Origin of the sequence: Actinacidiphila guanduensis (assembly GCF_900103985.1) — a bacterium.
GTDB lineage: Bacteria > Actinomycetota > Actinomycetes > Streptomycetales > Streptomycetaceae > Actinacidiphila > Actinacidiphila guanduensis.
On record NZ_FNIE01000005.1, the window covers coordinates 1 to 25,463 of the forward strand.

Sequence of the window (25,463 nt, forward strand, 5' to 3'; positions counted from 1 at the left end):
CGCTGTCCGGTGGGGCGGGGGGCGGTGCGGGTACGGGGGGTCCGACGGCTTCGGTGACGAGTGGGGGTGTGCCGTTCTCCGGGGGTGGGGCGTCGGTTTCTGCTGATACGGGTGCGGCGCCTTCGGGTTCTGCCAAGCCGTCCGCTTCTGGTTCTGCCTCGCGTTCGGCTTCGCCCTCTGCGACGAGTGCGTCGCCCTCCTCGCGTCCCAGTGCCTCGGTCTCGCACAAGTCGTCGCCGTCCGCACGGCCGCCCACGCACACGTCCAGTCCTTCGCCGACCCGCACGGCGAGTGCGCATCCGAGTCCCAGTCAGACGACCTGTACTCCCGTGCTCTGGTGGTGCGGGTAGGTCGGTGCCGCCGGGTCGGGGGTGCGAAATCGTATATTTACGGGCCTGGCGGCCCACAAATACACGTAAGCATTTCGCACCCCCAACCCACCGCCCCCTCCGCAGGGTTCCCCCAGGGCCACCACCAGCCCGAGTACGTCACCCGCGCCTGAGCCAGCGGGCGACCGCCGCCTACCGCGTCGTCGGTTCCCGTGCGTGAGTGGGTCTGAACGTGTTCCGGCCGGTGTTGGGTGCCGGTGGGTGGGGTCGGTGAGTTGTACAACCCAGGGGCGCTGGGGGTACCTCCCAGGGGAAGCTCTGGGGGAGGAACTGCGCGACCGGCCACGGCGGTGGTGCGGGTCGTCGCCGGCCGGTGGGGGCAGGCGGGAGCGGGGCGCGGTCTACGTCGGGGACGTGGCTACTGTTGCGAGGAGGCTCGCCAGAGCGGTTTGGCCCCTTTGGTTGGGGTGGAACCAGTCCCACTCGCTGAGGTCGGCCGTGGTGAAGCGGTAGGCGAAGACGGCGCCGCCGTCGTACCGGCAGCGGGCGTACGTCGCGCAGACCTGGCCCAGCACCGTGTTGTACGCCTGCACGCGGGTGCGGACGGTGGCGCGGCGGGCGGTCGCGGCGGCGTCCGTGGAGGTGGGGGCGTCGAGCATCGTGGGGCAGAGGCCGAGTTTCCAGACCTCGCGGCCGAGGGGGTTGGTGCGGCCCACGGACCAGAGGCGGCGCAGGTCGGGGATGCTCGCGACCAGGACCTCGGTGGTGGGCAGGGCGCGGTGGAGGGCGGCAAGCGCGGCCGTGAAGGAGGCCCGGAAGTCCGCCACGGGCGTCATCGCGGCCGTGGAGGCCGCGCACGCGTCGTTCGCCCCGATGAGGACCGTGACCAGCGCCGGGTGGTGGGCCGCGGCCCGCCGTACCTGCGCGGGCAGGTCCGCGACGCGGGCACCGGACTGCGCGAGGTTCCAGCTGCCCGCGGCGCCCAGGCGGCTGCTGAGGCTGTCCACCGTGGCGCGGGAACCCGTGGCCCAGGAGACGTCCGGGCAGTCCTGGAGGGGATGGCAGGCATCGAAGCCGCGGGTGATCGAATCGCCCAGGGCGGCGACGCTGCCGGGGTGAACGTTCCACGGCCGGGCAGGAGCCTCTTCGTGCCGCGGGGTGCCGCCGGGGCGGGAGGGGGAAGCGGAATGCGAACTGTGTGCGGGGGCCGTCCGGGCGCCGCCGTCCGGGTCGGTGCCGCCCGCTCCGCATCCGCCCAGCAGAACGGCGGTCACCGCAAGTGCCAGCGCGCGGCCGGAAAGTGTCCGCATGCGCCGCCTCCCTCCGACGAGTGGGTGACATCCCTTACGAGCCCGACGGTACGTCACTCCCTCGAAGACGCCGCACGGTAGCGTCTTCCCTGACAGCAGGTCGCAGATCTGCGGAACGACGAGTGGAGGCCGTTGCCTGGCGAGTGTCGCAGACGGGTTTTCCCCGTCGGTGGTGAATAGTGCAGTATGTCTGATGTTGCCCCGGGTTCAACCGGTTCGTGGGTGAGGCCGCTGGGGAAGGCGAACCTCGTCCCACACTGGAGGTACCGGTGACGACACGTGGAGTTCTGTACGTGCACGCCGCACCGCGCGCGCTGTGCCCGCATGTGGAGTGGGCGGTGGCGGGTGTCCTCGGCGTGCGCGTGAACCTGGACTGGGTCCGCCAGCCGGCCGCCCCGGGCACCTGGCGCGCCGAGTTCTCCTGGCAGGGCGAACCCGGCACCGCCTCGAAGCTCGCCTCCGCGCTGCGCGGCTGGCAGTTGCTGCGCTTCGAGGTGACCGCCGAGCCGTGCGCCACCGCCGAGGGCGAGCGCTACAGCGCCACCCCCGAACTCGGCATCTTCCACGCCGTGATCGGCATGCACGGCGACATCCTCATCCCCGAGGACCGATTGCGCGCCGCCATGGCCCGCGCCCGCGTCGGCGAGGCCGACCTCGAGCAGGAGCTCTCCCGCCTCCTCGGCAAGCCCTGGGACGACGAACTCGAGCCCTTCCGCTACGCCGGCGAGGGCGCCCCCGTCCGCTGGCTCCACCAGGTCGTCTGACGGCCCCACCGCACCCTCCGAGGGCCTGGGTTCCCGTCCCACCGGCCGGTTCACGGGTCACATGACGGATGCCTGCACAACGCTGATGTCGGCCGGGTGGGTGGGGGTGTCGAGGGCGGTTCACGAGTGTCACGGTTGAGGGCGGTTGGGGTTGAGGGGCGGGTGGCCGAGGGCCGTTCACGAGTGACACGGTTGAGGGCGGTTGGGGGAGGGTGGCTGAGGGCCGTTCACGGGTGCCACGGCTGATGTCGGTTGAGGTCGGCTGACGTCGGTTGGGGGCCCGAGTGCCAAGGGCCGTTCACGGGCGGCACCGCTGACGCCGGCTGAGGGCGATTCAGGGGCCCGGTGGCCGGACGCCGGGGGCGGGCGGGGCGAGGGCGGTCGATGGGCCGTCAGGGCGGGTGAGGGCGCGTTCGGTACGGGGTCCGCGGCGAGTCGCTGTCCGGCGCCGCTTGTGGCCGTGGTGTTGCCGGTCGGCGGGGCGGGCGCAATAGCCTGGGCGTATGTCGAATCAGCCAACGAAGAGCCTCACCGTCGCCGTCCTCGGGACCGGGATCATGGGTGCCGGGATGGCCCGCAACCTCGCCGCCGCCGGACACGAGGTGCGGGCCTGGAACCGTACGATCGCCCGGGCGCAGCCCCTCGCCGAGGCCGGGATCCGGGTGGAGGAGGACCCCGCGCAGGCCGTACGGGGCGCGGACGTGGTGATCACCATGCTGCTGGACGGGGATGCCGTCAGGGACGTGATGCGTACCGCCGGGCCCGCCGCTCAGGACGGCGCCCTGTGGGTGCAGAGCAGCACCGTGGGCCCCGACGCCCAGCGCGAGCTGGCCGGGCTCGCCGCCGGGTACGGCACCGTTTTCCTCGACGCTCCCGTCCTCGGGACGCGGCAGCCCGCCGAGAAGGGGCAGTTGACCGTTCTCGCGGCCGGGCCCGACTCCGCGCGGACGCTCGCGCAGCCCGTCTTCGACGCGATCGGGCAGAAGGTCGTGTGGGTGGGCGAGGACGCGGGAGAGGCGCCCGCGAGCGCGCTCAAGCTCGTCGTCAACAGCTGGGTGCTCGCGCTCACCGGCGCCACGGGCGAGGTCATGGCGCTGTCCAAGGCACTCGGGGTGGACCCCGAGAGGTTCTTCGAGGCGGTCGAGGGCGGCGCGATGGACGTGCCGTACATGCGGATGAAGGCCGCGGCCATCCGGGACGAGGACTACTCGCCCAACTTCACAGTGGAGGGCGCGCTCAAGGACCTGCGGCTCATCGTCGCCGCCGGCCGCAGCGGCGGTGTGCGGCTCGACCTCGCCGCCGCGGGCGCCGAACGGTTCCGCCGCGCGGTCGAACTCGGGCACGGGGACGAGGACATGGCGGCGACCTATTTCGCGAGTTTCGGCTAGCCGACGGGGCTTCGTCTCGCTGCCGGGTGCCACCCGGCGGGGGCTGAGCGCGCAGTGCCCCGCGCCCCTCGGTAGGGCACCCTTCGCACGAAGGGCGTCCCGTCAGGGCGCTGGGGGTACCTCCCAGGCGAAGCTCTGGGGGAGGAACTGCGCGACAAGCCACGGCCGTGTGGCAGCCGGCAACGGCGGCGAACTGCTACGGCGGGTTTCCGCCCTCAGTGCTGCACTGAGCGCAGGGCCAGGACGACGTTGTGGCCGCCGAAGCCGAAGGAGTCGTTGAGGGCCACGATGGTGCCCGCGGGCAGCGGGCGCGGCTCGGCCGCCACGATGTCCGCGTCGAGGTCGGGGTCGGGGTTCTCGAGGTTGATGGTGGGCGGGGCCAGGCGGTTGTGGAGGGCGAGGACGGTCGCCACCGTCTCGATGCCGCCCGCGCCGCCGAGCAGGTGCCCGGTCATCGACTTCGTCGCCGAGATCGCCATGTGGTCGACGTCGTCGCCGAACACCTTGCGCAGCGCCTTGAGTTCGGCCATGTCGCCCTGCGGCGTCGAGGTCGCGTGCGCGTTGACGTGCGCGATCTCGGCCGGCTTCAGGTCGCTGTTGTCCATCAGGTGCTGCAGCGCGGCGGCGATGCCGCGGCCGGACGGCTCCGGCTGGGTGATGTGGTGCGCGTCGGAGGAGATGCCCTGGCCGACCACCTCGCAGTAGACGCGGGCGCCGCGGGCGGCCGCGTGCTCCGCGGACTCCAGGACCACGATGCCCGCGCCCTCGCCGAGCACGAAGCCGTCGCGGGCCGCGTCGTAGGGCCGGGAGGCGCCCTGCGGGTCGTCGTTGTTCTTCGACATCGCCATCATGTTGGCGAAGGCGACGATCGGCAGCGGGTGCATCGCGGCCTCGGTGCCGCCGGCGACCACCACGTCGGCGCGGCCGGTGCGGATCATCTCCGTGGCGTAGCCGATCGCCTCGGCACCCGAGGCGCAGGCGCTGACCGGGGTGTGGACGCCCGCCCGGGCGCCCAGGTCGATGCCGACGTTCGCCGCCGGGCTGTTCGGCATGAGCATGGGGACGGTGTGCGGGGAGACCTTGCGCACACCCTGGTTCTTCAGCACGTCGTACTGATTGAGCAGGGTGGTCACGCCGCCGATACCGGAGGCGACCACGGCGCCGGTCCGGTCCGGGTCGGCCGCCGGGTCCTCGCCCGCCTTGGCGGTGTAGCCGGCGTCGGCCCACGCCTCGCGGGCGGCGATGAGCGCGAACTGCGCGCTGCGGTCCAGCTTGCGGGCCAGCGGGCGCGGCAGCACCTCGCCCGGCTCGACCGCCACCGGCGCGCCGATCCGCACCGGCAGCTCGGCCGCCCACTCGTACGGGAGCACCTGCACGCCGGACCGGCCGGCCAGCAGGGCTTCCCAGGTCGACGCGCTGTCGCCACCCAGCGGTGTGGTTGCTCCGATACCGGTGACGACCACGGTGCGATTGGTCGGGCTCACAGGAATGTCTCTCCACGTCTAGAAGGGCGGGCGACAGGCGTCGTCCGGTGAACGCGGCCCCCGGGGGCCGCTGGTGGGGCCGGTGAGGTCACCGGCCGCCGCAGGACCAGGTCAGCTCTGGGCCTTGAGGATGTAGTCGACGGCGTCGCCCACGGTCTTGAGGTTCTTCACGTCGTCGTCCGGGATCTTCACGCTGAACTGCTCCTCGGCCGCCACGACGACCTCGACCATGGACAGCGAGTCGACGTCCAGGTCGTCGGTGAAGGACTTGTCCAGCTCGACGTCCTCGGTGGGGATACCGGCGATCTCGTTCACGATGTCGGCGAGACCGGAGAGGATCTCTTCCTTGGTGGCTGCCATGTCTACGGCGCTCCTTGATGTGTCGCTGTTCGGTGCGGCGGGCGGAACTGCGGCGCCGCGGTGTCGAGGTGTGACTAGGGGAGGGTAACGACCGTGGCGGCGTAGACCAGACCCGCCCCGAACCCGATGACCAGGGCCGTGTCGCCGCTCTTGGCCGCGCCCGTGGCCAGCAGCCGCTCCATCGCCAGCGGGATGGAGGCCGCCGAGGTGTTGCCGGTGGTCTCGATGTCGCGGGCGACGGCCACGTGCTCGGGCAGCTTGAGCGCCTTGATCATCGAGTCGATGATCCGCATGTTCGCCTGGTGCGGGATGAACGCGTCCAGGTCGGCGGCGCTGACCCCGGCGGCGTCCAGCGCCTCCTGGGCGACCCGCGCCATCTCGTACACCGCCCAGCGGAAGACCGCCTGGCCCTCCTGCGTGAGCGCCGGGAAGACCACCGCGCCGTTCTCGTCCACCGGCAGCTTCGCGACGTCGTCCACGCGGAAGGCGTCCCACGGCACGGTCTGCGTGATCGTGCCGGACTTGTCGCCCTCCGAACCCCAGACCGTGGGGCCTATCGCGGGCACGTCGGACGGGCCGAGGACGACCGCGCCGGCGCCGTCGCCGAACAGGAACGCGGTGGCGCGGTCCTTCTTGTCGGTGAGGTCGCTCAGCCGCTCCACGCCGATCACCAGCACGTACTTGGCGGTGCCGTCGGTGATCATGCCCTTGCCGAGGGTCAGGCCGTAGGTGAAACCGGCGCAGCCCGCGGAGATGTCGAACGCGGCCGGCCGGCCGGTGCCCAGCCGGTGCGCGATCTCGGTCGCGACAGCCGGGGTCTGCTTGAAGTGCGAGACGGTCGCCACCACCACCGCGTCGATCTCGTCGGCGGAGATCCCGGCGTCGGCGATGGCCTTGCCGCCGGCCTCGATCGACATCTCGGCCACGGTCTCCTCGGGACCGGCCCAGTGCCGCGAGGCGATCCCGGACCGGGACCGGATCCACTCGTCGCTGGAGTCGATGTTCTCGAGGATGACCTCGTTGGGTACCACGCGGACCGGGCGGTAGCCGCCCACTCCGATGATCCGCGCGTACGTCGCGCCCTTGCTGGGGGTGATCTTCGCTGTCATCGCTGCGGTGGCTCCTCTTCGGCTTCCTGCACTCGGACGTGCGCCGGACCCGCGGCCTCGGCGGCGAGCGCGCGGGCCGCGTCGAGGTCGTCGGGCGTCTTCAGCGCGAGGGTGCGGACCCCGGACAGTGCCCGCTTGGCCAGTCCGACCAGAGTGCCGCCCGGCGCCACCTCGATGACCGCGGTGACCCCGCGCTGTTCGAAGGTCTGCATGCACAGGTCCCAGCGAACCGGGTTGGACACCTGGACGACGAGCCTGCGGACGACCTCCGTGCCCGTGTCCACCGTCTGCCCGTCGGCGTTGGAGACATACGGCAGGACCGGGTCGCTCGCGCCGAGGGTGGGCGCCAGCGCCTCCAGTGTGGCCACCGCGGGCGCCATGTGCGAGGTGTGGAACGCACCCGCGACCTTCAACGGCATCACGCGGGTCTTCTCGGGCTTGTCGGCGCTGAGCGCGGCCAGCTGCTCCACCGTGCCGGCGGCCACGATCTGGCCGGCGCCGTTGATGTTCGCCGGGGTCAGGCCGAGCCCGGCGAGGTGGGCGAGCACCGCGTCGGGGTCGCCGCCGAGGACCGCGGACATGCCGGTCTGCGTGACGGCGGCGGCCTCGGCCATCGCCCGCCCTCGGGCGGCCACGAAGGTCAGTGCGTCCTGCTCGGAGAGGACCCCGGCCAGCACGGCCGCGGTGATCTCGCCGACGCTGTGGCCGGCCACCGCGCCGGGGGCGTGGGCGCTGCCCGCACCGGTGATGCCGAGCGCGTCGGCCGACAGCAGGCCGGCGGCCACCAGCAGGGGCTGGGCGACCTTGGTGTCGCGGATCTCCTCCGCGTCCGCCTTGGTGCCGTAGTGGACGAGGTCGAGTCCGACCGTGTCGGACCACGCCGCGACGCGGTCGGCCACGCCGGGCAGTTCGAGCCAGGGGTTCAGGAAGCCGGGGGTCTGGGCACCTTGGCCAGGAGCGACGAGTACGAGCACAATCACACTCTCTCTCGCTTGGGGGCGTCACCGCCCGTGGGGACAGGGACCAAGAACTGTCAGGTGATTTGTGGGTGTCCAACAAAGGTGTCAGCGGGCGCGTTCGGACTCCGAGAGCCGGCCCAGGATGAGCGCGATGCGCAGGGTGAACGCCGAACGGACATCGGAGGGTGACCACCCGGTGACATCGGTCACACGTCGCAGCCGGTAGCGAACGGTATTGGGGTGGACGAAGAGCATCCTGGCCGCGCCTTCCAGCGAGGAGGCCTGTTCCAGGTAGACACTCAGCGTCTCCAGCAGGGCGGAGCCTGCCTCTTCCAACGGCCTGTAGATCTCCTCCACCAACTGGTCGCGGGCATAACGGTCCCCGGCCATCGCGCGCTCCGGCAGGAGATCGTCGGAGAGTACCGGGCGCGGCGCGTCCGGCCACGCGCGGCACGCCCGCAGGCCCGCCGCTGCCGCCTGGGCGGACCTGGTGGCCGACAGCAGGTCGCCGACGACCGGGCCCGCCACCACGGGTCCCGGCGCGAACGGGCCGATCAGCGCCTTGGCGACGCGGATCGGGTCGTCGTCCCCGCCCGCCACCACCACCAGCCGTTCGCCGAGCACCCCGGTGAGCACCTGGAGCTTGGCGTGCCGGGAGGCGCGGCGGATCGCCTCCACGGTCAGCTCGCTGTCGCCGTTGGGCGCGGTGCCGAGCACCACCACGATCTTGTCCGGGGAGTTCCAGCCGAGCGCGGCCGCCCGGGAGAGCACGCCCTCGTCGGCCTCGCCGGAGAGCACCGCGTTGACCACCAGCGACTCCAGGCGTGCGTCCCAGGCGCCGCGGGCCTCGGCGGCCTGGGCGTAGACCTGGGCGGTGGCGAAGGCGATCTCGCGGGCGTAGACCAGCAGGGCCTCGCGCAGCACGCTCTCGTCGCCGGGGGCGGCCACGTCGTCGATGGCCGCCTCCATCACCTCGATCGTGGTGCGCACCATCTCCACGGTCTGGCGCAGCGAGATCGCCCGGGTCAGCTCGCGCGGGGCGGTGCCGAAGACGTCGGTGCTGATCGCCTGCGGGGCCTCCGGGCGGCGGAACCACTCGGTGAAGGCGGCGATACCGGCCTGTGCGACCAGGCCGATCCAACTGCGGTTCTCCGGGGGCATCGCCCGGTACCACGGCAGCGTCTCGTCCATCCGCGCGATGGCGTGCGCGGCCAGCCGCCCCGCGGACTTCTCCAGGCGGCGCAGCGTCGCCGTACGGTCACCGCGCTCCGGCACGGCGGGATGGGGCTTCTGCGAGGGTTCGGGCACGCCCTCCACCCTAGGGCCTGCCCGGCAAACATCGTCTGGGCGGTGGGGCCTGGCACGCACTCTCGCTGCGTTGTCGGTCGTCGGCGCAGCCCGCTGCGCTCTCCTCCCTCCGCCTTGCGACAGCACGCCCCAGACCCCACCGCCCCCCGCCCTCACGGGCGGACGACGCTGTTTGCCGGGCAGGCCCCGGGGTCCCTTTTCGTGACGGGGCGCCCCCGGTGAACACGGCTTCCGGGGTCAGCCGTACGACGGTTCGGCGTGCATCTCCCAGACCGCGTACTCGGCGTCCTGGGTGGCGGGTTGGGCGTGCAGGGCGGGGGCGTGGCCGGCGCGCAGGGCGTCGCCCGGGGCGAGGGTGTCGGGGCCGACCCGGAGGGTGCCGCGGATCACGTGCAGGTAGAGGAAGGGCGCCTCGGGCAGGGCGGCGGCGCCGCGGCCGACGTGGAGGGTGGCCGCGGCCTGGCGCAGCCGCAGCGGCGCGGGGCTGTCCGGGTCGCCGGAGACGAGCGGGTGCAGGCCCGGCCCCGGCGGCAGGGCTGCGGGCGCGGCCGCGTACCGGGGCGGGCCGCCGAAGGCGTCGGGGTGCAGCCACATCTGCAGGAACCGCAAAGGCTCTCCGCCCGGGTTGCGCTCCACGTGCCGCACCCCGCCGCCCGCGCCGAGCAGTTGGGCGCCGCCCGCCCGCAGCCGCGTGGCGCGGCCGTCCTCGCCGCGGTGCTCCAACTCGCCCTCGAGCACGAGCGAGACGATCTCGGTGTCCCGGTGCGGATGCTCGGCGAAGCCCGCGCCGGGGGCCAACTGCTCCTCGTTGCAGGCCAGCAGCAGCCCGAAGCGGGTGTTGTCCGGGTCGTAGAAACCCGCGAACGAGAAGGCGTGCAGCGTCCGGACGCCGGCCGCCGGGTCGCCGCCGCGGTAGCGCTCGCCGGCCCGCCGCACCGACACGCTCATCCGGCCGCGCGCAACTCGGTGAGCACGGCGTCGGTGAGCTGTGGCCAGCGCGGCAGCGCCCACTCGCCGAAGTCCCGGTCGGTGAGGGCCACACAGGCCGCGCCCGCGGCCGGGTCCACCCACAGGAACGTGCCGGACTGGCCGAAGTGCCCGAACGTGGCGGGGGAGGACAGGGCGCCGGTCCAGTGCGGGGACTTGTGATCGCGGATCTCGTAGCCCAGGCCCCAGTCGTTCGGGTTCTGGTGGCCGTAGCCGGGCAGCACGCCCTTCAGGCCGGGGAAGGCGACGGTGGTCGCGGCCGCGAGGGTCGAGGGGTGCAGCAGCCGCGGGGCCTGCAGTTCGGCGGCGAAGCTCAGCAGGTCCTCGACGGTGGAGGTGGCGCCGGCGGCCGGCGAGCCGCCCAGCGTGGTGGCGGCCATGCCGAGCGGCTCGAACACGGCCTGCCGCAGATACTCGGCGAAGGGGATGCCGGCGGCCTTGGCCAGGGTGTCGGCCAGCACCTCGAACCCGGCGTTGGAGTACAGCCGCCGGTTGCCGGGCGCGGCCATGGGCGTGGGTGCGTCGAAGGCGAGCCCCGAGGCATGCGCGAGCAGGTGCCGTACGGTGGCCCCTTCCGGCCCCGCCGGATCGTCCAGCTCGAACACGCCCTCCTCGCAGGCGAGCAGAGCCGCGTACGCGGTGAGCGGCTTGGTCACCGAAGCGAGCGCGAACCGCCCCTTCGTATCCCCGTACGCCCCCACCACGGCCCCGTCCCGCCGCACCACCCCCACCCCGACCCGCCCCACAGGCCACTCTTCGACCAACCTCAAGCTCTCCATACGCCAAAGCGTACGGGGGCACGGGTTCCCCTCCGCCCCACGAGGCCGCCGCCCCGACGCCGGGAACGGCGGAGTGGGCGCAGGCGAGTTGCCGTCTTTTGGGGGCGCTGGGGGTCCCTCCCAGGCGAAGCTCTGGGGGAGGAACCGCGCGACAAGCCACAACGAGGCGGAAGGTCCCGCGACAAGCACAAGGCACCCCGTCCGGGGGCCCGTAAGGGCAAGCTGTTTGCCTAGAGCGCACTCCAAGGTCCTAGCGTGGAACCCATGACGATCGTGGAGGAGAAGACCGCGGCGGACCCGTGCGCCGAAGCGCAGCGCTACCTCCGCCCGGACGGACAGGACCAGTACACGATCAGCGAGGTCGCCGAGTTCACCGGCATGAGCGCGCACACGCTGCGCTGGTACGAGCGGATCGGGCTGATGCCCCACGTGGACCGCTCGCACACCGGCCAGCGCCGGTTCAGCAACAAGGACCTGGACTGGCTCGCCTTCGTGGGCAAGCTGCGGCTGACCGGGATGCCGGTGGCGGACATGGTGGCCTACGCCGAGATGCTGCGGGCCGGTGATCACACCTCGCGGCAGCGCCAGGCGCTGCTGGAGGCGACCCGGGTGGACGTGGTGCGGCGGATCGCCGAACTGCAGGACACCCTCTCGGTGCTGGACTCGAAGATCAGTGCGTACGCGGGCGCCGGACAGGCGCCGGAGAGGACGGCGTGATGGGCGACGGCGGAAAGCTCCCCACGGAGCGGCTGGGCACGGACGGGCCGCTGGTGGGCGTCCAGGGCCTGGGCTGCATGGGCATGAGCGAGTTCTACGGCGAGACCGACGAGGCCGCGGCCCGCGAGACCCTGGAGGCGGCCTTCGACTTGGGCGTCACCCTCTACGACACGTCCAACGCCTACGGCAACGGCGCCAACGAGGAGTTCCTCGCCCCCTTCGTGGCCGCGCACCGCGACGGCATCACCCTGGCCACCAAGTTCGGCATCGTCCGCAAGGTCGAGGACCCGGCCTTCCGCGGGGTGGACAACAGCCCGGAGTACATCCGGCGCTCGGCCGAGGAGAGCCTGAAGCGGCTGGGCACCGACGTGATCGACCTGTACTACATGCACCGCCGTGACCCGCGCGTGCCGCTTGCCGAGTCGGTGGGCGCGATGGCCGAGCTGGTGCAGGCCGGCAAGGTGCGCCACCTCGGTCTTTCCGAGGTCACCGGGGCCGAGTTGCGTGAGGCGCACGCCGTGCACCCGATCGCGGCCGTGCAGTCCGAATGGTCGCTCTTCAGCCGGGACGTGGAGGTCTCGCTGGTGGGCGCGGCGGCCGAACTCGGCGTCGCGGTGGTGCCGTACTCCCCGCTGGGCCGCGGCTTCCTCACCGGCTCCTTCCAGGACGCGGGCACCGACCTGCCGGCGACCGACTTCCGCCGCCGTCAGCCGCGCTTCAGCGGCGACAACGCCCGGCACAACGCGGGTCTGCTGGCGCCCGTGCGCGAGGTCGCCGCCGCGCACGGCGCCACCCTGGGGCAGATCGCGCTCGCCTGGGTGCACCAGCGGGCCGACGTCCACCGCCTGCCCGTCGTGCCGATCCCCGGCACCCGCAAGGCCGCCCGGGTCCGCGAGAACGCCGCGGCCGCCGCGATCGTGCTCACCGCCGAGGAACTGGCCGCGCTGGAGCCGATCGGCGCCCAGGTCGCCGGCGACCGCTACCCGGACATGAGCAGCACCGCGAACGCCCGCGAGCAGTGATCACGGGCGGGTCCCGGCCGCCTGGATCGCGGCCAGGACCGCCGCCGCGAACGGCAGCGACTCGTGCACGGAGCCGTAGCCGAGGCCGAAGACGACCGCGGCCGGGTCCTGGTCGGGCGGGCAGGGGCCCTCGTCGTCCGGCGCCACACCCGGCACCGGCGGCAGCCGCAGGGCGCCGGGCTGCTCGCGCGGCAGCAGCCGCAGGTGGCCGTGGACCTGGTCCGGCGAGCGCCAGCGCACCCCGGCCAGCTCATCCACCGGGAACTGCTGGTCGCCCGCCTTCCACTTGGCCGTGGAGGCCCCGGTGCGGAACCAGTGGAAGCCGACCGTGCGGCCGTCGAAGCTCGCCTTGGCGTCGTACGCCTTGAAGGAGCGGGGCACCTCGGGCGCGGCCACCAGGAAGCGGGTCGGCGGCTCGGGCGTGGCCGCCGCCTCGATCGCGGCCAGCAGCGCCGCCCGGAACTCCTCCGCGGGCTCGCGGTTCTGCTCGGGCAGCACCAAGTGGTACGGGTCGGCGCTGGCCCGCAGCTGCCCGTCGGCGACCTCGATCAGCGGGTCGGCGCCGGGCCTGGGCAGCGCCCGCAGCACCACGGTGCCGCGCCGGCCCTCGACGAACTCCGCACCCCCCAGCGCCTCGTACGGCACACGCCGCTCACCGAGCGCCTGGAGCAGTCGTGAGCCCCTTACGCCCCTGCTGTACCGGATGACCACGGCCTCGGGTTCGATGTCCCACACGGCGTTGCTTCCGGCCAGCACCTCACCCATGAGGCTCAGCTTAGGACGGGCTGTGCGCCGCGCACCCCCCTTCGCTACGCGCGTCACCGAAACCGGCGACGTCCCCGTGCGGACACGCGCGGGGACATCTGCCGGATTCCGCTGGTCCCGGGGGTGGCGGGGCGGGAAAGCCGCCACCGAGGCCCCGGCAGCGGACCGGGAGCCGGTACGAGCGCCGGGTGAGCCGGGTGGGCTAGGGGAGGCCGGCGGTGCAGGCGAGGCCGTTGCGGCAGGCCACCGCCGTGTAGGAGCCCAGGGCGATCTCGGCGAAGTTGGCGAGGCTGGTGGTGTCGGGGGCGAAGTAGTTGGGATGGCCGCTGGCGCCCGTCGAGCTGATCACCCGGGCGCCGAAGGAGCGCGAGACGGGGTCGGGGCCGTGGCCGAGGCCGGCGAACTCCAGGTGCGGCACATCGCCGATCCAGTCGCCGGAGTCCCGGACGGCCCACACGTGGGCCCTGGTGTGCAGGTCGGCGACGTTGTTCGCGCGCATGCCGGGGCTGCCCAGGACGGTGAGGTCGCTCACCCGCCCCGGCAGGCCGGGCGCGGCCACCCCGCAGAGCACCGAGCCGTAGGAGTGGCAGAAGAGCGCCACCTGGGCCCGCTGCGGGAGCGCCGAGAGCAGGCCGTTCAGCCGGACGGCGCCGCGCTGGGCGAGGGTGCCGGTGGAGGCGTCCAGGCCGAGGCCGGCGGGGGCGGTGTAGTCGGCCCACGCGATCACCGCGGTGTGCGCCCCGGGGTCGTCGTGCCGCTCGGCGGCGTACAGCTCGCGGGCCATGCCGGCGGGCGCCTGGTAGGTCTTGGTGTCCCGCTCGAAGGTCAGCAGGTCGGTGTCCACGCCCGGCACGACCACCGCGACCCGCCGGGCCGTCGACAGGTCGCCCAGCACCTCGGCGACGCGGCCGGAGCCCGTGGGGTCGAAGGCGAGGATCTGCCGGTGGCCGCTGAGCAGCGAGGTGTAGCGCTGGGCGAGGTCGGCGGCGTCCTGCTGCCCCTCGTAGCTGAGGTCGCTGCTGTGCGAGCGGCGCAGGGCGACCGTGCGCTGGTGGATCAGGGCGAACCGGTTGGCGGTGTAGCGCAGCGCGGGGGCGACGCCGTTGAGGTTGCCGACGACCAGCGGGTAGCGCTTGGCCAGGCCGAGCCGCTGGGAGGCGGTGAGGGAGGCGAAGAACCGGGCGATGGCCCCGGGGGCCGCGTTGGGGCTCGGCAGGTGCCGCACGCCCACCGTGCCGGTCATCCAGGCGGCCACCGCCGCGGCTCTGGCGTCGTCGGCGGCGTGGGGCCGCAGCCCCGTCCACCCCGTGGTCGCCAGCATCACGAACGCGACGGCCAGGGCCAGCAGCGTACGGACGGAAATGCGGCTCAGTTGCCTGCGTGCCGGAATCACTCGCTCATGCCTCGTGCTCTTCGTGCCGGGAGAGGGACCGGACTGTCCTTCCAGGGTAGAAGACACCCCGCGGGACCCGTCGGATGCGTGACCGCGGTCACGTTTGGCGCGTCGCACAGCGGATCGGAAAGGGCTGCGGGCGCCTGTGGGAGGCCGCCGGACGGCCCCCGCGCGGCCTCGGAAAGGCCGCGGCCCCGCCCGTCCCGGCTGGTGCACCGGGTGCGGGCGGGGCCGCGGTGAAGCCGCTTGCGGGGACCGGTCAGGCGTCGCCGCCGGCCGCGCCCGGGTCGGCCGCGGAGGCGTCGAGCAGCTGGTAGCGGTCGATCGCCTGCTTCAGCGCGCCGCGGTCCACCTTGCCGTCGCGGGCCAGCTCGGTGAGCACCGCGAGGACGATCGACTGGGCGTCGATGTGGAAGAACCGGCGGGCCGCCCCGCGGGTGTCGGCGAAGCCGAAGCCGTCGGCGCCGAGCGAGGTGTAGCGGCCCGGCACCCAGCGGGCGATCTGGTCCGGCACCGAGCGCATCCAGTCCGAGACGGCCACGAACGGGCCCTCGTGCCCGGAGAGCTTGCGGGTCACCCACGGCACCCGCTCCTCCTCCTCGGGGTGCAGCAGGTTGTGCTCCTCGGTGGCCACGGCCTCGCGCCGCAGCTCGTTCCAGGACGTCGCGGACCACACGTCGGCCCGTACGTTCCACTCCTCGGCGAGGATCCGCTGGGCCTCGATCGCCCACGGCACGGCCACGCCCGAGGCGAGGATCTGCGCCGGGATCTCGCCATCGGTGCCCGGCTGCAGCCGGTGCACGCCCTTGAGGATGCCCTCGACGTCCACGTCGGCCGGCTCGGCGGGGTGCCGGATCGGCTCGTTGTAGACGGTCAGGTAGTAGAAGACGTCCTCGCCCGGTTTGCCGTCGGCGGTCTCGCCGTACATCCGGCGCAGGCCGTCCTGCACGATGTAGGAGATCTCGAAGGCGTACGCCGGGTCGTAGGCGACGCAGGCGGGGTTGGTGGACGCCAGCAGCTGGGAGTGGCCGTCGGCGTGCTGCAGGCCTTCGCCGGTGAGCGTGGTGCGCCCCGCGGTGGCGCCGAGCACGAAGCCGCGGGCGAGCTGGTCGGCCATCTGCCAGAACTGGTCGCCGGTGCGCTGGAAGCCGAACATCGAGTAGAAGACGTAGACCGGGATCAGCGGCTCGCCGTGGGTGGCGTAGGCGGAGCCCGCGGCGATCAGCGAGGCGGTGCAGCCGGCCTCGGAGATGCCGTCGTGCAGCATCTGGCCGGTCGGCGACTCCTTGTACGCCAGCAGCAGCTCGCGGTCGACCGACTCGTACTGCTGGCCGAGCGGGTTGTAGATCTTCGCGCTCGGGAAGAAGGCGTCCATGCCGAAGGTGCGGTACTCGTCGGGCGCGATCAGCACGAACCGCTTGCCGATCTCCTTGTCCCGCATCAGGTCCTTCAGCACCCGCACGAAGGCCATGGTGGTGGCGATCGGCTGGGCGCCGGAGCCCTTCCGGGCGGCCGCGTAGGTCTTGTCCGGCGGCTGCGGCAGCGGCTTGGCGCGGACCACGCGGGTGGGCACGTAACCGCCGCAGGCCTTGCGGTGGTCGTGCATGTACTGGATCTCCTCGGAGTCCCGGCCCGGGTGGTAGTAGGGCGGGTAGCCCTCCTCCAGCCGCCGGTCGGTGATCGGCAGGTGCAGCCGGTCCCGGAACCGCTTGAGGTCGTCGACGGTGAGCTTCTTCATCTGGTGGGTCGCGTTGCGGCCCTCGAAGTTCGGGCCCAGCGTCCAGCCCTTGATGGTCTGGGCGAGGATCACCGTCGGCTGGCCCTTGTGCTCCAGGGCGGCGGTGTAGGCGGCGAAGATCTTGCGGTGGTCGTGGCCGCCGCGGCCCAGGTGCAGGATCTGCTCGTCGGTGAGGTTCTCCACCATCGAGCGCAGCCGCTGGTCGTCGCCGAAGAAGTGCTCGCGGATGTACGCGCCCGTCTCGGTGGCGTACGTCTGGAACTGGCCGTCCGGCGTGGTGTTCATCTTGTTCACCAGCAGGCCGTCGCGGTCCTGGGCGAGCAGCGGGTCCCAGGAGCGGTCCCAGATGAGCTTGATGACGTTCCAGCCGGCGCCGCGGAACTGCGACTCCAGCTCCTGGATGATCTTGCCGTTGCCGCGCACCGGGCCGTCGAGCCGCTGCAGGTTGCAGTTGACGACGAAAGTCAGGTTGTCCAGGCCCTCGCGGGCGGCGATGGACAGCTGGCCGAGCGACTCCGGCTCGTCCATCTCGCCGTCGCCGAGGAAGGCCCACACGTGCGAGCCGGAGGTGTCGGCGATGCCGCGGGCCTGCATGTAGCGGTTCATCCGGGCCTGGTAGATCGCGCCGAGCGGGCCCAGGCCCATCGACACGGTCGGGAACTCCCAGAAGTCCGGCATGAGCCGCGGGTGCGGGTAGCTGGACAGGCCGTCGGGCGCCTTGGACTTCTCCTGGCGGAACGCGTCCAGCTGCGCCTCGGTGAGCCGGTCCAGCAGGAAGGCGCGGGCGTAGATGCCGGGCGAGGCGTGGCCCTGGAAGAAGATCTGGTCGCCGCCCTTCCCGTCGTCCTTGCCGCGGAAGAAGTGGTTGAAGCCCACGTCGTAGAGCGAGGCGGAGGAGGCGAAGGTGGCGATGTGGCCGCCGACCCCGATGCCGGGGCGCTGCGCCCGGGAGACCATCACGGCCGCGTTCCAGCGGGTCGCGTTGAGGATCTTGCGCTCGATCTCCTCGTTGCCGGGGAAGAACGGCTCGTCCTTGGTCGCGATGGTGTTCACGTAGTCGGTGCTGCGCATCTCGGGCACGGCGACGCGCTTCTCGCGGGCCCGCTCGATGAGCCGGAGCATCAGGTAGCGGGCCCGCTCGCGGCCGCGCTCGTCGATGGCCGCGTCGAGCGAGTCGAGCCATTCCGCCGTTTCCTCGGGATCGAAGTCCGGGACCTGGCTGGGAAGGCCGCCAATGATGATCGGGTTGCGATCGGTGGAAGCCACGCTGTTCCTTCGTCTACTGGGGGCTGGCGGGTCTGGCCGGGGCCCGGCCCTGGCGCGTGGGGGGCGCCGGGTCCGTCGCGGTCGGTGCCGGGGCGTTCCGGTCCGGTGTGAGGGGCGCATCCATCGTCCACCGCGGGCGTTCGATACGTCATCTCTACGGGTCGGTAACCCCTGGCGTGCGGCCAAACCCGAACTCTACGCCCACGCGGACGTGACCCCGACGCGCGCCGCCAATCGCCCACAACACCGGCAAACCGTCGTGATCTGCATCACCATGGGAAGAGACCTCGGGCGGCGGAGCGCGGGGAACTTGCGGCGAAGACGGTCGAATCATCACCGTTTCGGCGGTCTCGTACGCCGGGTACTTGCGCGATCCGCCGCGCCCGTGTGGACTACCGCCAATAAACCCGCACCGCAGCGGGCACAGAGCCAGTCCGAGGCCGGTCACAGCAAGCCAGGGCCGGCCGCAGCACCGACGCACGAACAGTGCCCATGACAGGAGGCAAAGCGTGAGCGCGACCGCGGACCACGCGGAGGAGCGGACCAACCCGGCGAGCCGGCTTGGTTTCGAGCCCGGACAGGTGGTCCAGGAGCTCGGGTACGACGAGGATTGCGACCAGGAGCTCCGCGAGGGGATCGAGGAGCTGACCGGCGAGGAGCTCGCGGACGAGGAGTACGACGACGTGCCCGACGCCGTCCTGCTGTGGTTCCGCGAGGACGACGGCGACCTCACCGACGCGCTCGTGGACGCCACGTCGACGGTCGATCCCGGCGCCCCGATCTGGCTCATGACGCCGAAGACCGGGCGTGACGGCCATGTCGAGCCGAGCGAGATCGGCGAGGCGGCCCAGACCGCCGGGCTGGCCCAGACGAGCAGCGTGAACGCTGCGAAGGACTGGACCGGGAGCCGGCTGGTCACGCCCAAGACAGCGAAGGCCGGCAAGCGGTAGCGGGGCGGCATCCCGCCGCCGGGGTTCCCGTCTCGTCGCCGACAGCCGCCCGGCGGCCGGTTGCGCGCGCAGTTCCCCGCGCCCCTGAAAACGTTGCCCTTGGCGCGCAGGGCGAGGCCGTACAACCCAAGGGGCGCTGGGGGCACCCCCAGGCGAAGCCCTGGGGGAGGAACTGCGCGACAAGCCACCCTCGGTCTGCGGCCGGGAACGCGGAGAAGCCCCCACGGCGGGGAGCCGTGAAACCCCCTGCGGCGGGGAGCCGTGATTCGTACAACGTAAGGGGACCGTTCGGATGAGCCTCGCCGCAGGCGACACCGCCCCGGACTTCGGGCTGAAGGACCAGCACGGGCGGACGGTGGGCCTGGAGCAGTTCCGGGGCGCCAAGAACGTCGTGCTGCTGTTCTTCCCGTTCGCGTTCACGAGCGTGTGCTCGGGCGAGTTGCAGGCCGTGCAGAGCGAGCTGGCCGCGTTCCAGAACGACAGCACACAGGTGCTCGCCGTCTCGTGCGACTCCATGCACGCCCTGCGCGGCTTCGCCGAGCAGGAGAAGCTCGACTTCCCGCTGCTGAGCGATTTCTGGCCGCATGGAACGGCTGCCCGGGCCTACGGCGTCTTCGCGGAGGACAAGGGCTGCGCCCTGCGCGGCACCTTCGTCATCGACAAGCAGGGCACCGTGCGGTGGACCGTGGTCAACGGCCTTCCCGACGCCCGGGACCTCCGCGCCTACGCCGAGGCGCTCCAGGCGCTGTAGCGCGGGGGAACCGGTCACTAGGCTCTGCTCGTTGACAGCAGCACCGCCGCTTTCGGCGGTGCTGTACCAGGACGCGACGGCACACCCCGCGGCAACGAGCGGGATAGGACGGGAGGACTCGTGGGAGTCAGCCTCAGCAAGGGTGGCAACGTCTCGCTGACCAAGGAGGCGCCGAACCTCACGGCGGTCGTGGTCGGTCTGGGCTGGGACGCCCGTACCACGACGGGCGCCGACTTCGACCTCGACGCGAGCGCTCTGCTCACCGACGAACAGGGCAAGGTCCTGTCCGACCAGCACTTCGTCTTCTTCAACAACCTGCGCAGCCCCGACGGCTCGGTGGAGCACACCGGCGACAACCTCACCGGTGAGGGCGAGGGCGACGACGAGGTGATCAACGTCAACCTGGCCGGCGTCCCGGCCGACGTCGCCAAGATCGTCTTCCCGGTCTCCATCTACGACGCCGAGCCGCGCCAGCAGAGCTTCGGCCAGGTGCGCAACGCCTACATCCGCGTGGTCAACGCCGCCGACAACCGCGAGCTGGCCCGCTACGACCTCACCGAGGACGCCTCCACCGAGACCGCCATGGTCTTCGGCGAGCTCTACCGGCACGGCGGCGAGTGGAAGTTCCGGGCCATCGGCCAGGGCTACGCCTCGGGCCTGCGCGGCATCGCCCAGGACTTCGGCGTGAACGTCTGACATCGGGCACGTCCGGGCCCACCCAGCGGCCACAGGGCCGCCGCGTGGCCGCCATCCAGCCGCTGCCGAGCCGCCGCAGGGCTGCCGCAGGGCCACGGTGAGCCACCGGGCCGTGCGGCCGGCGGCACACCACCACACCGAGCGAGGGGGAAGAACCACGATGGGCGTCACGCTCGCCAAGGGAGGCAACGTCTCCCTGTCCAAGGCCGCGCCGAACCTCACCCAGGTCCAGATCGGACTGGGCTGGAGGGCCCGGTCGACCACGGGAGCCGACTTCGACCTGGACGCCAGCGCGCTGCTGTGCGCGAACGGCCGGGTCAAGGGGGACGAGTACTTCGTCTTCTACAACAACCTCAAGAGCCCCGAGGGCTCCGTCGAGCACACCGGCGACGAGCTGGTCGGCGGCAGCGGGGGTGACGACGAGACGATCCTGGTCGACCTCTCCAAGGTGCCGGCCGACGTCGACAAGATCGTCTTCCCGGTCTCCATCTACGACGCGGACGCCCGGGTGCAGACCTTCGGGCAGGTCAGCGACGCCTACATCCGGGTGATCAACCAGAGCGACGGCAGCGAGCTGGCCCGTTACGACCTGACCGAGGACGCGTCCACCGAGACGGCGATGATCTTCGGCGAGCTCTACCGGTACGGAGGCGAGTGGAAGTTCCGTGCGGTGGGTCAGGGGTACGCGTCCGGACTGCGGGGCATCGCCCTAGACTTCGGGGTCAACGTTTCGTAAAGCCGCGTCCTGCGCGGGGGCCCCGACCGTAGGGGAATCCAAGAGATTGGGTGGGTAGCACGTGCTCCTCAGAACATTCGGCTGGTCGTTCGGCATCACCGCCGCCGGCCTTGCCCTGGCCGGCGTCCTCTGGGGGGGCAAGGGCCTCGCGATCGTCGCGATCCTGTCCATCCTCGAGATCTCCCTCTCGTTCGACAACGCGGTGATCAACGCGGGGATCCTCCGCAAGCTCAACGCGTTCTGGCAGAAGATCTTCCTGACCGTCGGTGTGCTGATCGCCGTCTTCGGCATGCGGCTGGTCTTCCCGATCATCATCGTGGCGGTCACCGCCAAGCTCAGCCCGTGGGAGGCCGTGCGCATCGCGGTCGACGACCACGACCGCTACGAGAACCTGGTCACCAACGCGCATCCGGCGATCGCGGCGTTCGGCGGCATGTTCCTGCTGATGATCTTCCTCGACTTCATCTTCGAGGAGCGGGAGATCACCTGGCTCTCCTGGCTGGAGAAGCCGCTCGCCAAGCTCGGCAAGCTGGACATGCTCTCGGTGGTCGTGGCGATGGTCGCCCTGGTGATCGCCGGCACCACGGTGGCCACCGCGGTCCCGCTGCACGGCGGCCACGGCACCATCGACAAGGCCGAGACGGTGCTGCTGGCCGGCGTCGGCGGCCTGATCACGTACCTGGTGGTCGGCGGCATCTCCAGCTTCTTCGAGGAGCGGCTGGAGGACGACGAGGACGAGGACGGGGACGACGCCGAGGACGGGGCCGCCGAGGAGAAGGCGCCCGCGCCTGCCGCCAAGGGCAGCGGCAGCACCGCGCAGGTGGTCGGGCTGGCCGGCAAGGCCGCGTTCTTCATGTTCCTCTACCTGGAGGTCATCGACGCGTCCTTCTCCTTCGACGGTGTCATCGGCGCCTTCGCCATCAGCAACGACATCTTCGAGATCGCGCTCGGCCTCGGCATCGGCGCGATGTACATCAGGTCGCTGACCGTCTTCCTGGTCCGCAAGGGCACGCTGGACGACTACGTGTACCTGGAGCACGGCGCCCACTACGCCATCGGCGCCCTGGCGGTGATCCTGCTGGTCACCATCAAGTACGACGTCAGCGAGGTGATCACCGGCCTGGTCGGCGTGGTGCTGATCGCCGCGTCGTACTGGTCCTCGGTCGTGCGCAACCGGCGCCTGGCGGAGAGCGCCGAGGAGTCGGACGACGACAAGACCGAAGTGCCCTCGGGGGTCTGACCGCTCCCGTCCCCGGCTGCCCCCGCCCCCTGTCCCACCGGCGGGGGCAGTCGCATGCCCGGGGACGCGGCAGGGAAGACTGTCGGCACAGCGTGCGAACACAGGAGGACGGACAGCGATGGCCTGGTGGCGGTTCCTGCGGCCGGACGGCGCCGAGCAGTTCGACGTCACGAATGTCCACACCGTCGAACTCACCAAGCGGCATCCGGAGATCAACCTGAGCCGGCAGGGTGCCGCCGTGGGCAACATGCGGGTCAACCTGTCCTGGCAGATGCGCCCTTCGGACAGCGGCGACTGGGTCACCGACCGGGGCGGCTTCCTGCGGCGGCAGGTGGACGTCTTCAAGCCGCGGATCGTGCAGGCGGCCGGCCCGGCGATGGTCAACGTCGACCTGGACCTCGCCTGCCTGTACGAACTCGCCGACGGCACCAAGGGGGTGGTGCAGCCACTCGGCAACTTCCTCGGCGATCTGGACGCGGCCCCGTACATCCAGATGAGCGGCGACGACCGGTTCGGTGGCTCCTCCGGCGAGACGCTCTACATCAACTTCGACAAGCGCGAGGAGTTCAAGCGGCTGCTGGTGTTCGTCTACATCTACGACGGCACGCCGGCGTTCGACCGCACCCACGCGAAGGTGGAGATCTTCCCCGGCTCGGGCCCGCGGATCGAGATCCCCCTCACCGAGCGCGAGCCGCAGGCCCGCTCCTGCGCGGTGGTCCTGATCGAGAACCGCAAGGGCGAGATGTACGTCCGCCGCGAGGTCCGCTACGTCTACGGCTTCCAGGCCGAGATCGACCGCCTCTACGGCTGGGGGTTGCAGTGGGGGCGGGGCTACAAGACGAAGGTCTGATCTTCTCCGCCGTCCACCGATCTCCGACGCCGCCCCCGCACCGCTTGCGCGGCCTTCGGACGGCCCCACCGGACTCCGTCCGGTGGGGCCGCTTCGTGCCGACGTGGCGGGAACAGGTCCGGGCCCCCAGTGGCCCCGGGGGGGTCAGCGGGGGTTCTGGAACTGGGGGCCCTGGAGGGGGAGGGTGAAGGTGCCGTCCGGGGCCGGCGGGGCGCCGTTGGCCGGGGCGGCGACCGGCTGGGGGTAGCCGTAGGCGGGGTAGCCCTCCTGGGGCTGCTGGAGGACCGGGGGAGCGGTCGGCGGCGGGGGCGGCACGGGTGCCGTGGGTGCCGCGGCTCCGGCTCCGGCTCCCGCCACGGGCTGCGGGTAGCCGTAGGCGGGCTGGGCGGGGACGTGCGCGGGGTAGGGGGCCTGGAGCGGGTAGCCGTAGGCGCTGGTGGGCTGGGCCTCGGGGGAGGCCGCGGTGGCCGCGGTGGCCGGGGCGCTCGCGGCGTGCGCGGGCGCGCTCGGGGCGGACGTCGGGGCCGGGGCGGGGTCGGAGTCGGGCTCGCCGTCGTCCACCGCGATCCCGAACTCCGTCGCCAGGCCGACGAGTCCGGACACGTACCCCTGGCCGAGGGCGCGGAACTTCCAGTCGGCGCCCCTGCGGTAGAGCTCGCCGCAGATCAGCGCGGTCTCCCGGCCGGTGTCGGGCACGACGTCGAAGGTGGCCATGGGGGCGGCGTGCTGCGGCCCGGCCGTGTCGTACAGGGCCAGCACGAGGTCCTGGACGAGGTGGAAGGCCCCGCCGTCGCAGGAGGCGGCCAGCACCACCCGGTCCACGCCCGCGTCCAGCGCGGCCAGGTCCACCTCGACGGTGTCCGTCAGGCCCTCGGGCACGCGCTTCTTCGGCAGGTGGCGGGCGAGCCCGGAGGGGTGCCGGGGCGCGTTGTAGAAGACGAAGTCGGCGTCGGAGCGCACCCGCCCGTCGGCCCCGAGCAGCAGGGCGGAGGCGTCCACGTCGGGCGCGGTGGGTCCGGGGCTCCAGCGCAGCACCGCGCGGACCCCGACGGCGTCCAGCGTGATGTTCGAGCCCTTCACCATCCGTTGCGTCATGCCCGCCATCCTGCCTGCTGCGCGGGCCGCGCGACAACGCCGCCCGCCGCATCCCGCAGGCGCCGCGATGGTCATACCTCGGTCGTGCTCCGGTTACCTGTTTGTCACGCGCTGGGGGAACCTTTACGCCACCCGCACACGTACGATTATCGGCCATGCCTCGGCCGTGCATGGTTGACCGCCATTTGACGCACGTCTGCCCGGCGCGCAATCTGTAAGGGGGCTTATGCGACACTTCGGACATCTCGCCGCGGATCTCAGAGGTGAACTCTTCCACCGGGAACCTCAGGAGTTCACTGCCGACTCGCCCGCCCAGACCCTCGCCACGGCGCTGGGTGCGACGCTGTACAGCCCTGCCACCCGTACCCACCTCGCCGACGACGTCCTGAAGCAGGCGGGCCGCGGAGTGGTCTCCATGGTGCTCTGCCTGGAGGACTCCATCGACGACCGCGACGTGCCCGCCGGCGAGGCCAACCTCGTCCGGCAGTTCGCCGACCTGGCAGCCCGGCCCGGCGTGGAGCACGCCCTGCCGCTGCTCTTCATCCGTGTGCGCACCCCCGGCCAGATCACGGACCTCGTCGGGCGGCTGGGGAGCGCCGCACGGCTGCTGTCCGGATTCGTGCTGCCGAAGTTCACCGAGGAGTCGGGCGTCCCCTTCCTCGAAGCCCTCACCCGCGCCGAAGCCGCCTGCGGGCGGCGGCTGTTCGCCATGCCCGTGCTGGAGTCCCCCGAACTGCTGCACCTGGAGAGCCGGGTCGAGACGCTGTACGGGATCTCCCGCACCGTCGACAAGTACCGGGACCGGGTGCTCGCGCTGCGGCTCGGTGTCACCGACTTCTGCTCTTCCTACGCCCTGCGCCGGGCGCCCGCGATGACCGCCTACGACGTCCAGATCGTCGCCTCCGTCATCGCCGACGTCGTCAACGTGCTCGGCCGCGCCGACGGCAGCGGCTTCACCGTCACCGGCCCGGTCTGGGAGTACTTCCGGCACAGCGAGCGGATGTTCAAGCCGCAACTGCGGCAGAGCCCCTTCACCCCCGAGGCCGAGGACCTGCGCGAGTCCCTGATCGAGCACGACATGGACGGCCTGCTGCGCGAGGTCGAACTCGACCGCGCCAACGGCCTGCAGGGCAAGACCTGCATCCACCCCAGCCACGTGCCGGTCGTCAACGCGCTCAACGTCGTCACGCACGAGGAGTACAGCGACGCGGCCGACATCCTGCACGTGGACCGCAGCGGCGGCGGCGTGCTGCGCTCGGCGTACACGAACAAGATGAACGAGGTGAAGCCGCACCGCGCCTGGGCCGAGCGGACCGTCCGCCGGGCCGAGGTCTTCGGCGTGGCCCGCGCCGACATCGGCTTCGTGGACCTGCTCGCGGCGGGCCTGCCGGCGTCGTGACGGCCGCCGTGCTCCGCCCCGCAGGTGCCCCGCCCGTGCCGGGCGCTCCGGGTGCTCCGGGTACTCGC

Annotated in this window: 23 protein-coding genes; 11 read left to right on the forward strand and 12 right to left on the reverse strand. The window is 72.2% G+C overall.

Annotation, left to right across the window (positions count from 1 at the left end):
• Positions 1–730 precede the first annotated feature (730 nt).
• Complete coding sequence (locus BLR33_RS11670; protein ID WP_093784323.1) at positions 731–1,639, reverse strand: SGNH/GDSL hydrolase family protein; 909 nt, start codon at positions 1,637–1,639, stop codon at positions 731–733.
• Positions 1,640–1,908: 269 nt separating this feature from the next.
• On the opposite strand from BLR33_RS11670, the gene BLR33_RS11675 reads away from it, so the two are divergent.
• Together BLR33_RS11675 and BLR33_RS11680 are read left to right on the forward strand one after the other, a co-directional pair.
• Positions 1,909–2,403: a DUF3145 domain-containing protein gene (locus BLR33_RS11675; protein ID WP_093784324.1), complete on the forward strand. Its 495-nt coding sequence runs from the start codon at positions 1,909–1,911 to the stop codon at positions 2,401–2,403.
• Between the two features lie 503 nt (positions 2,404–2,906).
• Positions 2,907–3,791, forward strand: a complete 885-nt coding sequence (locus tag BLR33_RS11680) for an NAD(P)-dependent oxidoreductase (protein ID WP_093784325.1) — start codon at positions 2,907–2,909, stop codon at positions 3,789–3,791.
• A 215-nt stretch (positions 3,792–4,006) separates the two neighbouring features.
• Here BLR33_RS11680 and fabF read toward each other — a convergent pair whose 3' ends face one another.
• The 7 genes from fabF to BLR33_RS11715 all read right to left on the reverse strand — a co-directional run bounded on the left by fabF (position 4,007) and on the right by BLR33_RS11715 (position 10,777).
• Positions 4,007–5,275 (reverse strand): beta-ketoacyl-ACP synthase II, encoded by a 1,269-nt coding sequence (fabF, locus tag BLR33_RS11685; RefSeq protein WP_093784326.1) that lies wholly within the window; start codon positions 5,273–5,275, stop codon positions 4,007–4,009.
• Between the two features lie 111 nt (positions 5,276–5,386).
• Positions 5,387–5,635: an acyl carrier protein gene (locus BLR33_RS11690; RefSeq protein WP_093784327.1), complete on the reverse strand. Its 249-nt coding sequence runs from the start codon at positions 5,633–5,635 to the stop codon at positions 5,387–5,389.
• Between the two features lie 74 nt (positions 5,636–5,709).
• Complete coding sequence (locus BLR33_RS11695; RefSeq protein WP_093784328.1) at positions 5,710–6,744, reverse strand: ketoacyl-ACP synthase III; 1,035 nt, start codon at positions 6,742–6,744, stop codon at positions 5,710–5,712.
• Positions 6,741–7,718, reverse strand: a complete 978-nt coding sequence (locus tag BLR33_RS11700; protein ID WP_093784757.1) for an ACP S-malonyltransferase — start codon at positions 7,716–7,718, stop codon at positions 6,741–6,743. The genes BLR33_RS11695 and BLR33_RS11700 overlap by 4 nt, the downstream gene beginning before the upstream one ends.
• 90 nt (positions 7,719–7,808) lie before the next feature.
• Positions 7,809–9,011 carry a PucR family transcriptional regulator gene (locus tag BLR33_RS11705; RefSeq protein ID WP_093784329.1) on the reverse strand — a complete coding sequence of 401 codons (1,203 nt, stop codon included), beginning with the start codon at positions 9,009–9,011 and terminating at the stop codon, positions 7,809–7,811.
• A 237-nt stretch (positions 9,012–9,248) separates the two neighbouring features.
• Entirely contained in the window at positions 9,249–9,959 is a 711-nt protein-coding gene (locus BLR33_RS11710; RefSeq protein ID WP_093784330.1) for a pirin family protein, read from the reverse strand.
• Complete coding sequence (locus BLR33_RS11715) at positions 9,956–10,777, reverse strand: serine hydrolase domain-containing protein (RefSeq protein ID WP_093784331.1); 822 nt, start codon at positions 10,775–10,777, stop codon at positions 9,956–9,958. Before BLR33_RS11715 ends, BLR33_RS11710 begins: the two co-directional genes overlap by 4 nt.
• A gap of 264 nt (positions 10,778–11,041) precedes the next feature.
• Between BLR33_RS11715 and BLR33_RS11720 the strand changes: the two genes are divergently transcribed.
• Together BLR33_RS11720 and BLR33_RS11725 are read left to right on the forward strand one after the other, a co-directional pair.
• Positions 11,042–11,494, forward strand: coding sequence for a MerR family transcriptional regulator (locus BLR33_RS11720; RefSeq protein WP_093784332.1), 453 nt, complete (start codon positions 11,042–11,044; stop codon positions 11,492–11,494).
• Positions 11,494–12,516, forward strand: coding sequence for an aldo/keto reductase (locus BLR33_RS11725; RefSeq protein WP_093784333.1), 1,023 nt, complete (start codon positions 11,494–11,496; stop codon positions 12,514–12,516). The genes BLR33_RS11720 and BLR33_RS11725 overlap by 1 nt, the downstream gene beginning before the upstream one ends.
• Here BLR33_RS11725 and BLR33_RS11730 read toward each other — a convergent pair whose 3' ends face one another.
• The 3 genes from BLR33_RS11730 to aceE form a co-directional block, all read right to left on the reverse strand.
• On the reverse strand, positions 12,517–13,281 hold the full coding sequence (locus BLR33_RS11730) for a DUF4429 domain-containing protein (protein WP_093784334.1): 765 nt from the start codon (positions 13,279–13,281) through the stop codon (positions 12,517–12,519).
• Between the two features lie 202 nt (positions 13,282–13,483).
• Complete coding sequence (locus tag BLR33_RS11735) at positions 13,484–14,674, reverse strand: alpha/beta hydrolase (protein ID WP_245771353.1); 1,191 nt, start codon at positions 14,672–14,674, stop codon at positions 13,484–13,486.
• 259 nt (positions 14,675–14,933) lie between these two features.
• On the reverse strand, positions 14,934–17,798 hold the full coding sequence (aceE, locus tag BLR33_RS11740; protein WP_407639662.1) for a pyruvate dehydrogenase (acetyl-transferring), homodimeric type: 2,865 nt from the start codon (positions 17,796–17,798) through the stop codon (positions 14,934–14,936).
• Between the two features lie 389 nt (positions 17,799–18,187).
• Between aceE and BLR33_RS11745 the strand changes: the two genes are divergently transcribed.
• From BLR33_RS11745 to BLR33_RS11770, 6 genes are all read left to right on the forward strand, one after another.
• On the forward strand, positions 18,188–18,628 hold the full coding sequence (locus BLR33_RS11745; protein ID WP_093784336.1) for a DUF3052 domain-containing protein: 441 nt from the start codon (positions 18,188–18,190) through the stop codon (positions 18,626–18,628).
• A gap of 292 nt (positions 18,629–18,920) precedes the next feature.
• Positions 18,921–19,379, forward strand: a complete 459-nt coding sequence (locus BLR33_RS11750; protein WP_093784337.1) for a peroxiredoxin — start codon at positions 18,921–18,923, stop codon at positions 19,377–19,379.
• A 120-nt stretch (positions 19,380–19,499) separates the two neighbouring features.
• Positions 19,500–20,075 carry a TerD family protein gene (locus BLR33_RS11755; RefSeq protein WP_093784338.1) on the forward strand — a complete coding sequence of 192 codons (576 nt, stop codon included), beginning with the start codon at positions 19,500–19,502 and terminating at the stop codon, positions 20,073–20,075.
• A gap of 160 nt (positions 20,076–20,235) precedes the next feature.
• The gene (locus BLR33_RS11760) at positions 20,236–20,811 is read left to right on the forward strand and encodes a TerD family protein (RefSeq protein ID WP_093784339.1); all 576 of its coding nucleotides are present in this window, start codon (positions 20,236–20,238) and stop codon (positions 20,809–20,811) included.
• Between the two features lie 61 nt (positions 20,812–20,872).
• A complete protein-coding gene (locus BLR33_RS11765) occupies positions 20,873–22,051 on the forward strand; it encodes a DUF475 domain-containing protein (protein ID WP_093784340.1) in 1,179 nt (392 codons plus the stop codon).
• A 118-nt stretch (positions 22,052–22,169) separates the two neighbouring features.
• Complete coding sequence (locus tag BLR33_RS11770; protein ID WP_093784341.1) at positions 22,170–22,901, forward strand: Tellurium resistance; 732 nt, start codon at positions 22,170–22,172, stop codon at positions 22,899–22,901.
• 144 nt (positions 22,902–23,045) lie between these two features.
• Here the strand turns inward: BLR33_RS11770 and BLR33_RS11775 are convergent, their stop codons facing one another.
• On the reverse strand, positions 23,046–23,996 hold the full coding sequence (locus BLR33_RS11775; RefSeq protein ID WP_176930236.1) for a TerD family protein: 951 nt from the start codon (positions 23,994–23,996) through the stop codon (positions 23,046–23,048).
• Between the two features lie 226 nt (positions 23,997–24,222).
• Between BLR33_RS11775 and BLR33_RS11780 the strand changes: the two genes are divergently transcribed.
• On the forward strand, positions 24,223–25,395 hold the full coding sequence (locus tag BLR33_RS11780) for an HpcH/HpaI aldolase/citrate lyase family protein (RefSeq protein WP_093784343.1): 1,173 nt from the start codon (positions 24,223–24,225) through the stop codon (positions 25,393–25,395).
• Positions 25,396–25,463 lie beyond the last annotated feature (68 nt).

Excerpts from the sequence above, each read along its gene's own strand:
- BLR33_RS11730 (WP_093784334.1), bottom strand. The coding sequence starts at position 13,281 with ATGGGTGAGGTGCTGGCCGGAAGCAACGCCGTGTGGGACATCGAACCC.
- BLR33_RS11775 (WP_176930236.1), bottom strand. The coding sequence starts at position 23,996 with ATGACGCAACGGATGGTGAAGGGCTCGAACATCACGCTGGACGCCGTC.
- BLR33_RS11715 (WP_093784331.1), bottom strand. The coding sequence starts at position 10,777 with ATGGAGAGCTTGAGGTTGGTCGAAGAGTGGCCTGTGGGGCGGGTCGGG.
- BLR33_RS11680 (WP_093784325.1), top strand. The coding sequence starts at position 2,907 with ATGTCGAATCAGCCAACGAAGAGCCTCACCGTCGCCGTCCTCGGGACC.
- BLR33_RS11720 (WP_093784332.1), top strand. The coding sequence starts at position 11,042 with ATGACGATCGTGGAGGAGAAGACCGCGGCGGACCCGTGCGCCGAAGCG.
- BLR33_RS11670 (WP_093784323.1), bottom strand. The coding sequence starts at position 1,639 with ATGCGGACACTTTCCGGCCGCGCGCTGGCACTTGCGGTGACCGCCGTT.
- BLR33_RS11780 (WP_093784343.1), top strand. The coding sequence starts at position 24,223 with ATGCGACACTTCGGACATCTCGCCGCGGATCTCAGAGGTGAACTCTTC.
- BLR33_RS11760 (WP_093784339.1), top strand. The coding sequence starts at position 20,236 with ATGGGCGTCACGCTCGCCAAGGGAGGCAACGTCTCCCTGTCCAAGGCC.
- BLR33_RS11725 (WP_093784333.1), top strand. The coding sequence starts at position 11,494 with ATGGGCGACGGCGGAAAGCTCCCCACGGAGCGGCTGGGCACGGACGGG.
- aceE (WP_407639662.1), bottom strand. The coding sequence starts at position 17,798 with ATGCGCCCCTCACACCGGACCGGAACGCCCCGGCACCGACCGCGACGG.
- BLR33_RS11710 (WP_093784330.1), bottom strand. The coding sequence starts at position 9,959 with ATGAGCGTGTCGGTGCGGCGGGCCGGCGAGCGCTACCGCGGCGGCGAC.
- BLR33_RS11770 (WP_093784341.1), top strand. The coding sequence starts at position 22,170 with ATGGCCTGGTGGCGGTTCCTGCGGCCGGACGGCGCCGAGCAGTTCGAC.
- BLR33_RS11690 (WP_093784327.1), bottom strand. The coding sequence starts at position 5,635 with ATGGCAGCCACCAAGGAAGAGATCCTCTCCGGTCTCGCCGACATCGTG.
- BLR33_RS11750 (WP_093784337.1), top strand. The coding sequence starts at position 18,921 with ATGAGCCTCGCCGCAGGCGACACCGCCCCGGACTTCGGGCTGAAGGAC.
- BLR33_RS11695 (WP_093784328.1), bottom strand. The coding sequence starts at position 6,744 with ATGACAGCGAAGATCACCCCCAGCAAGGGCGCGACGTACGCGCGGATC.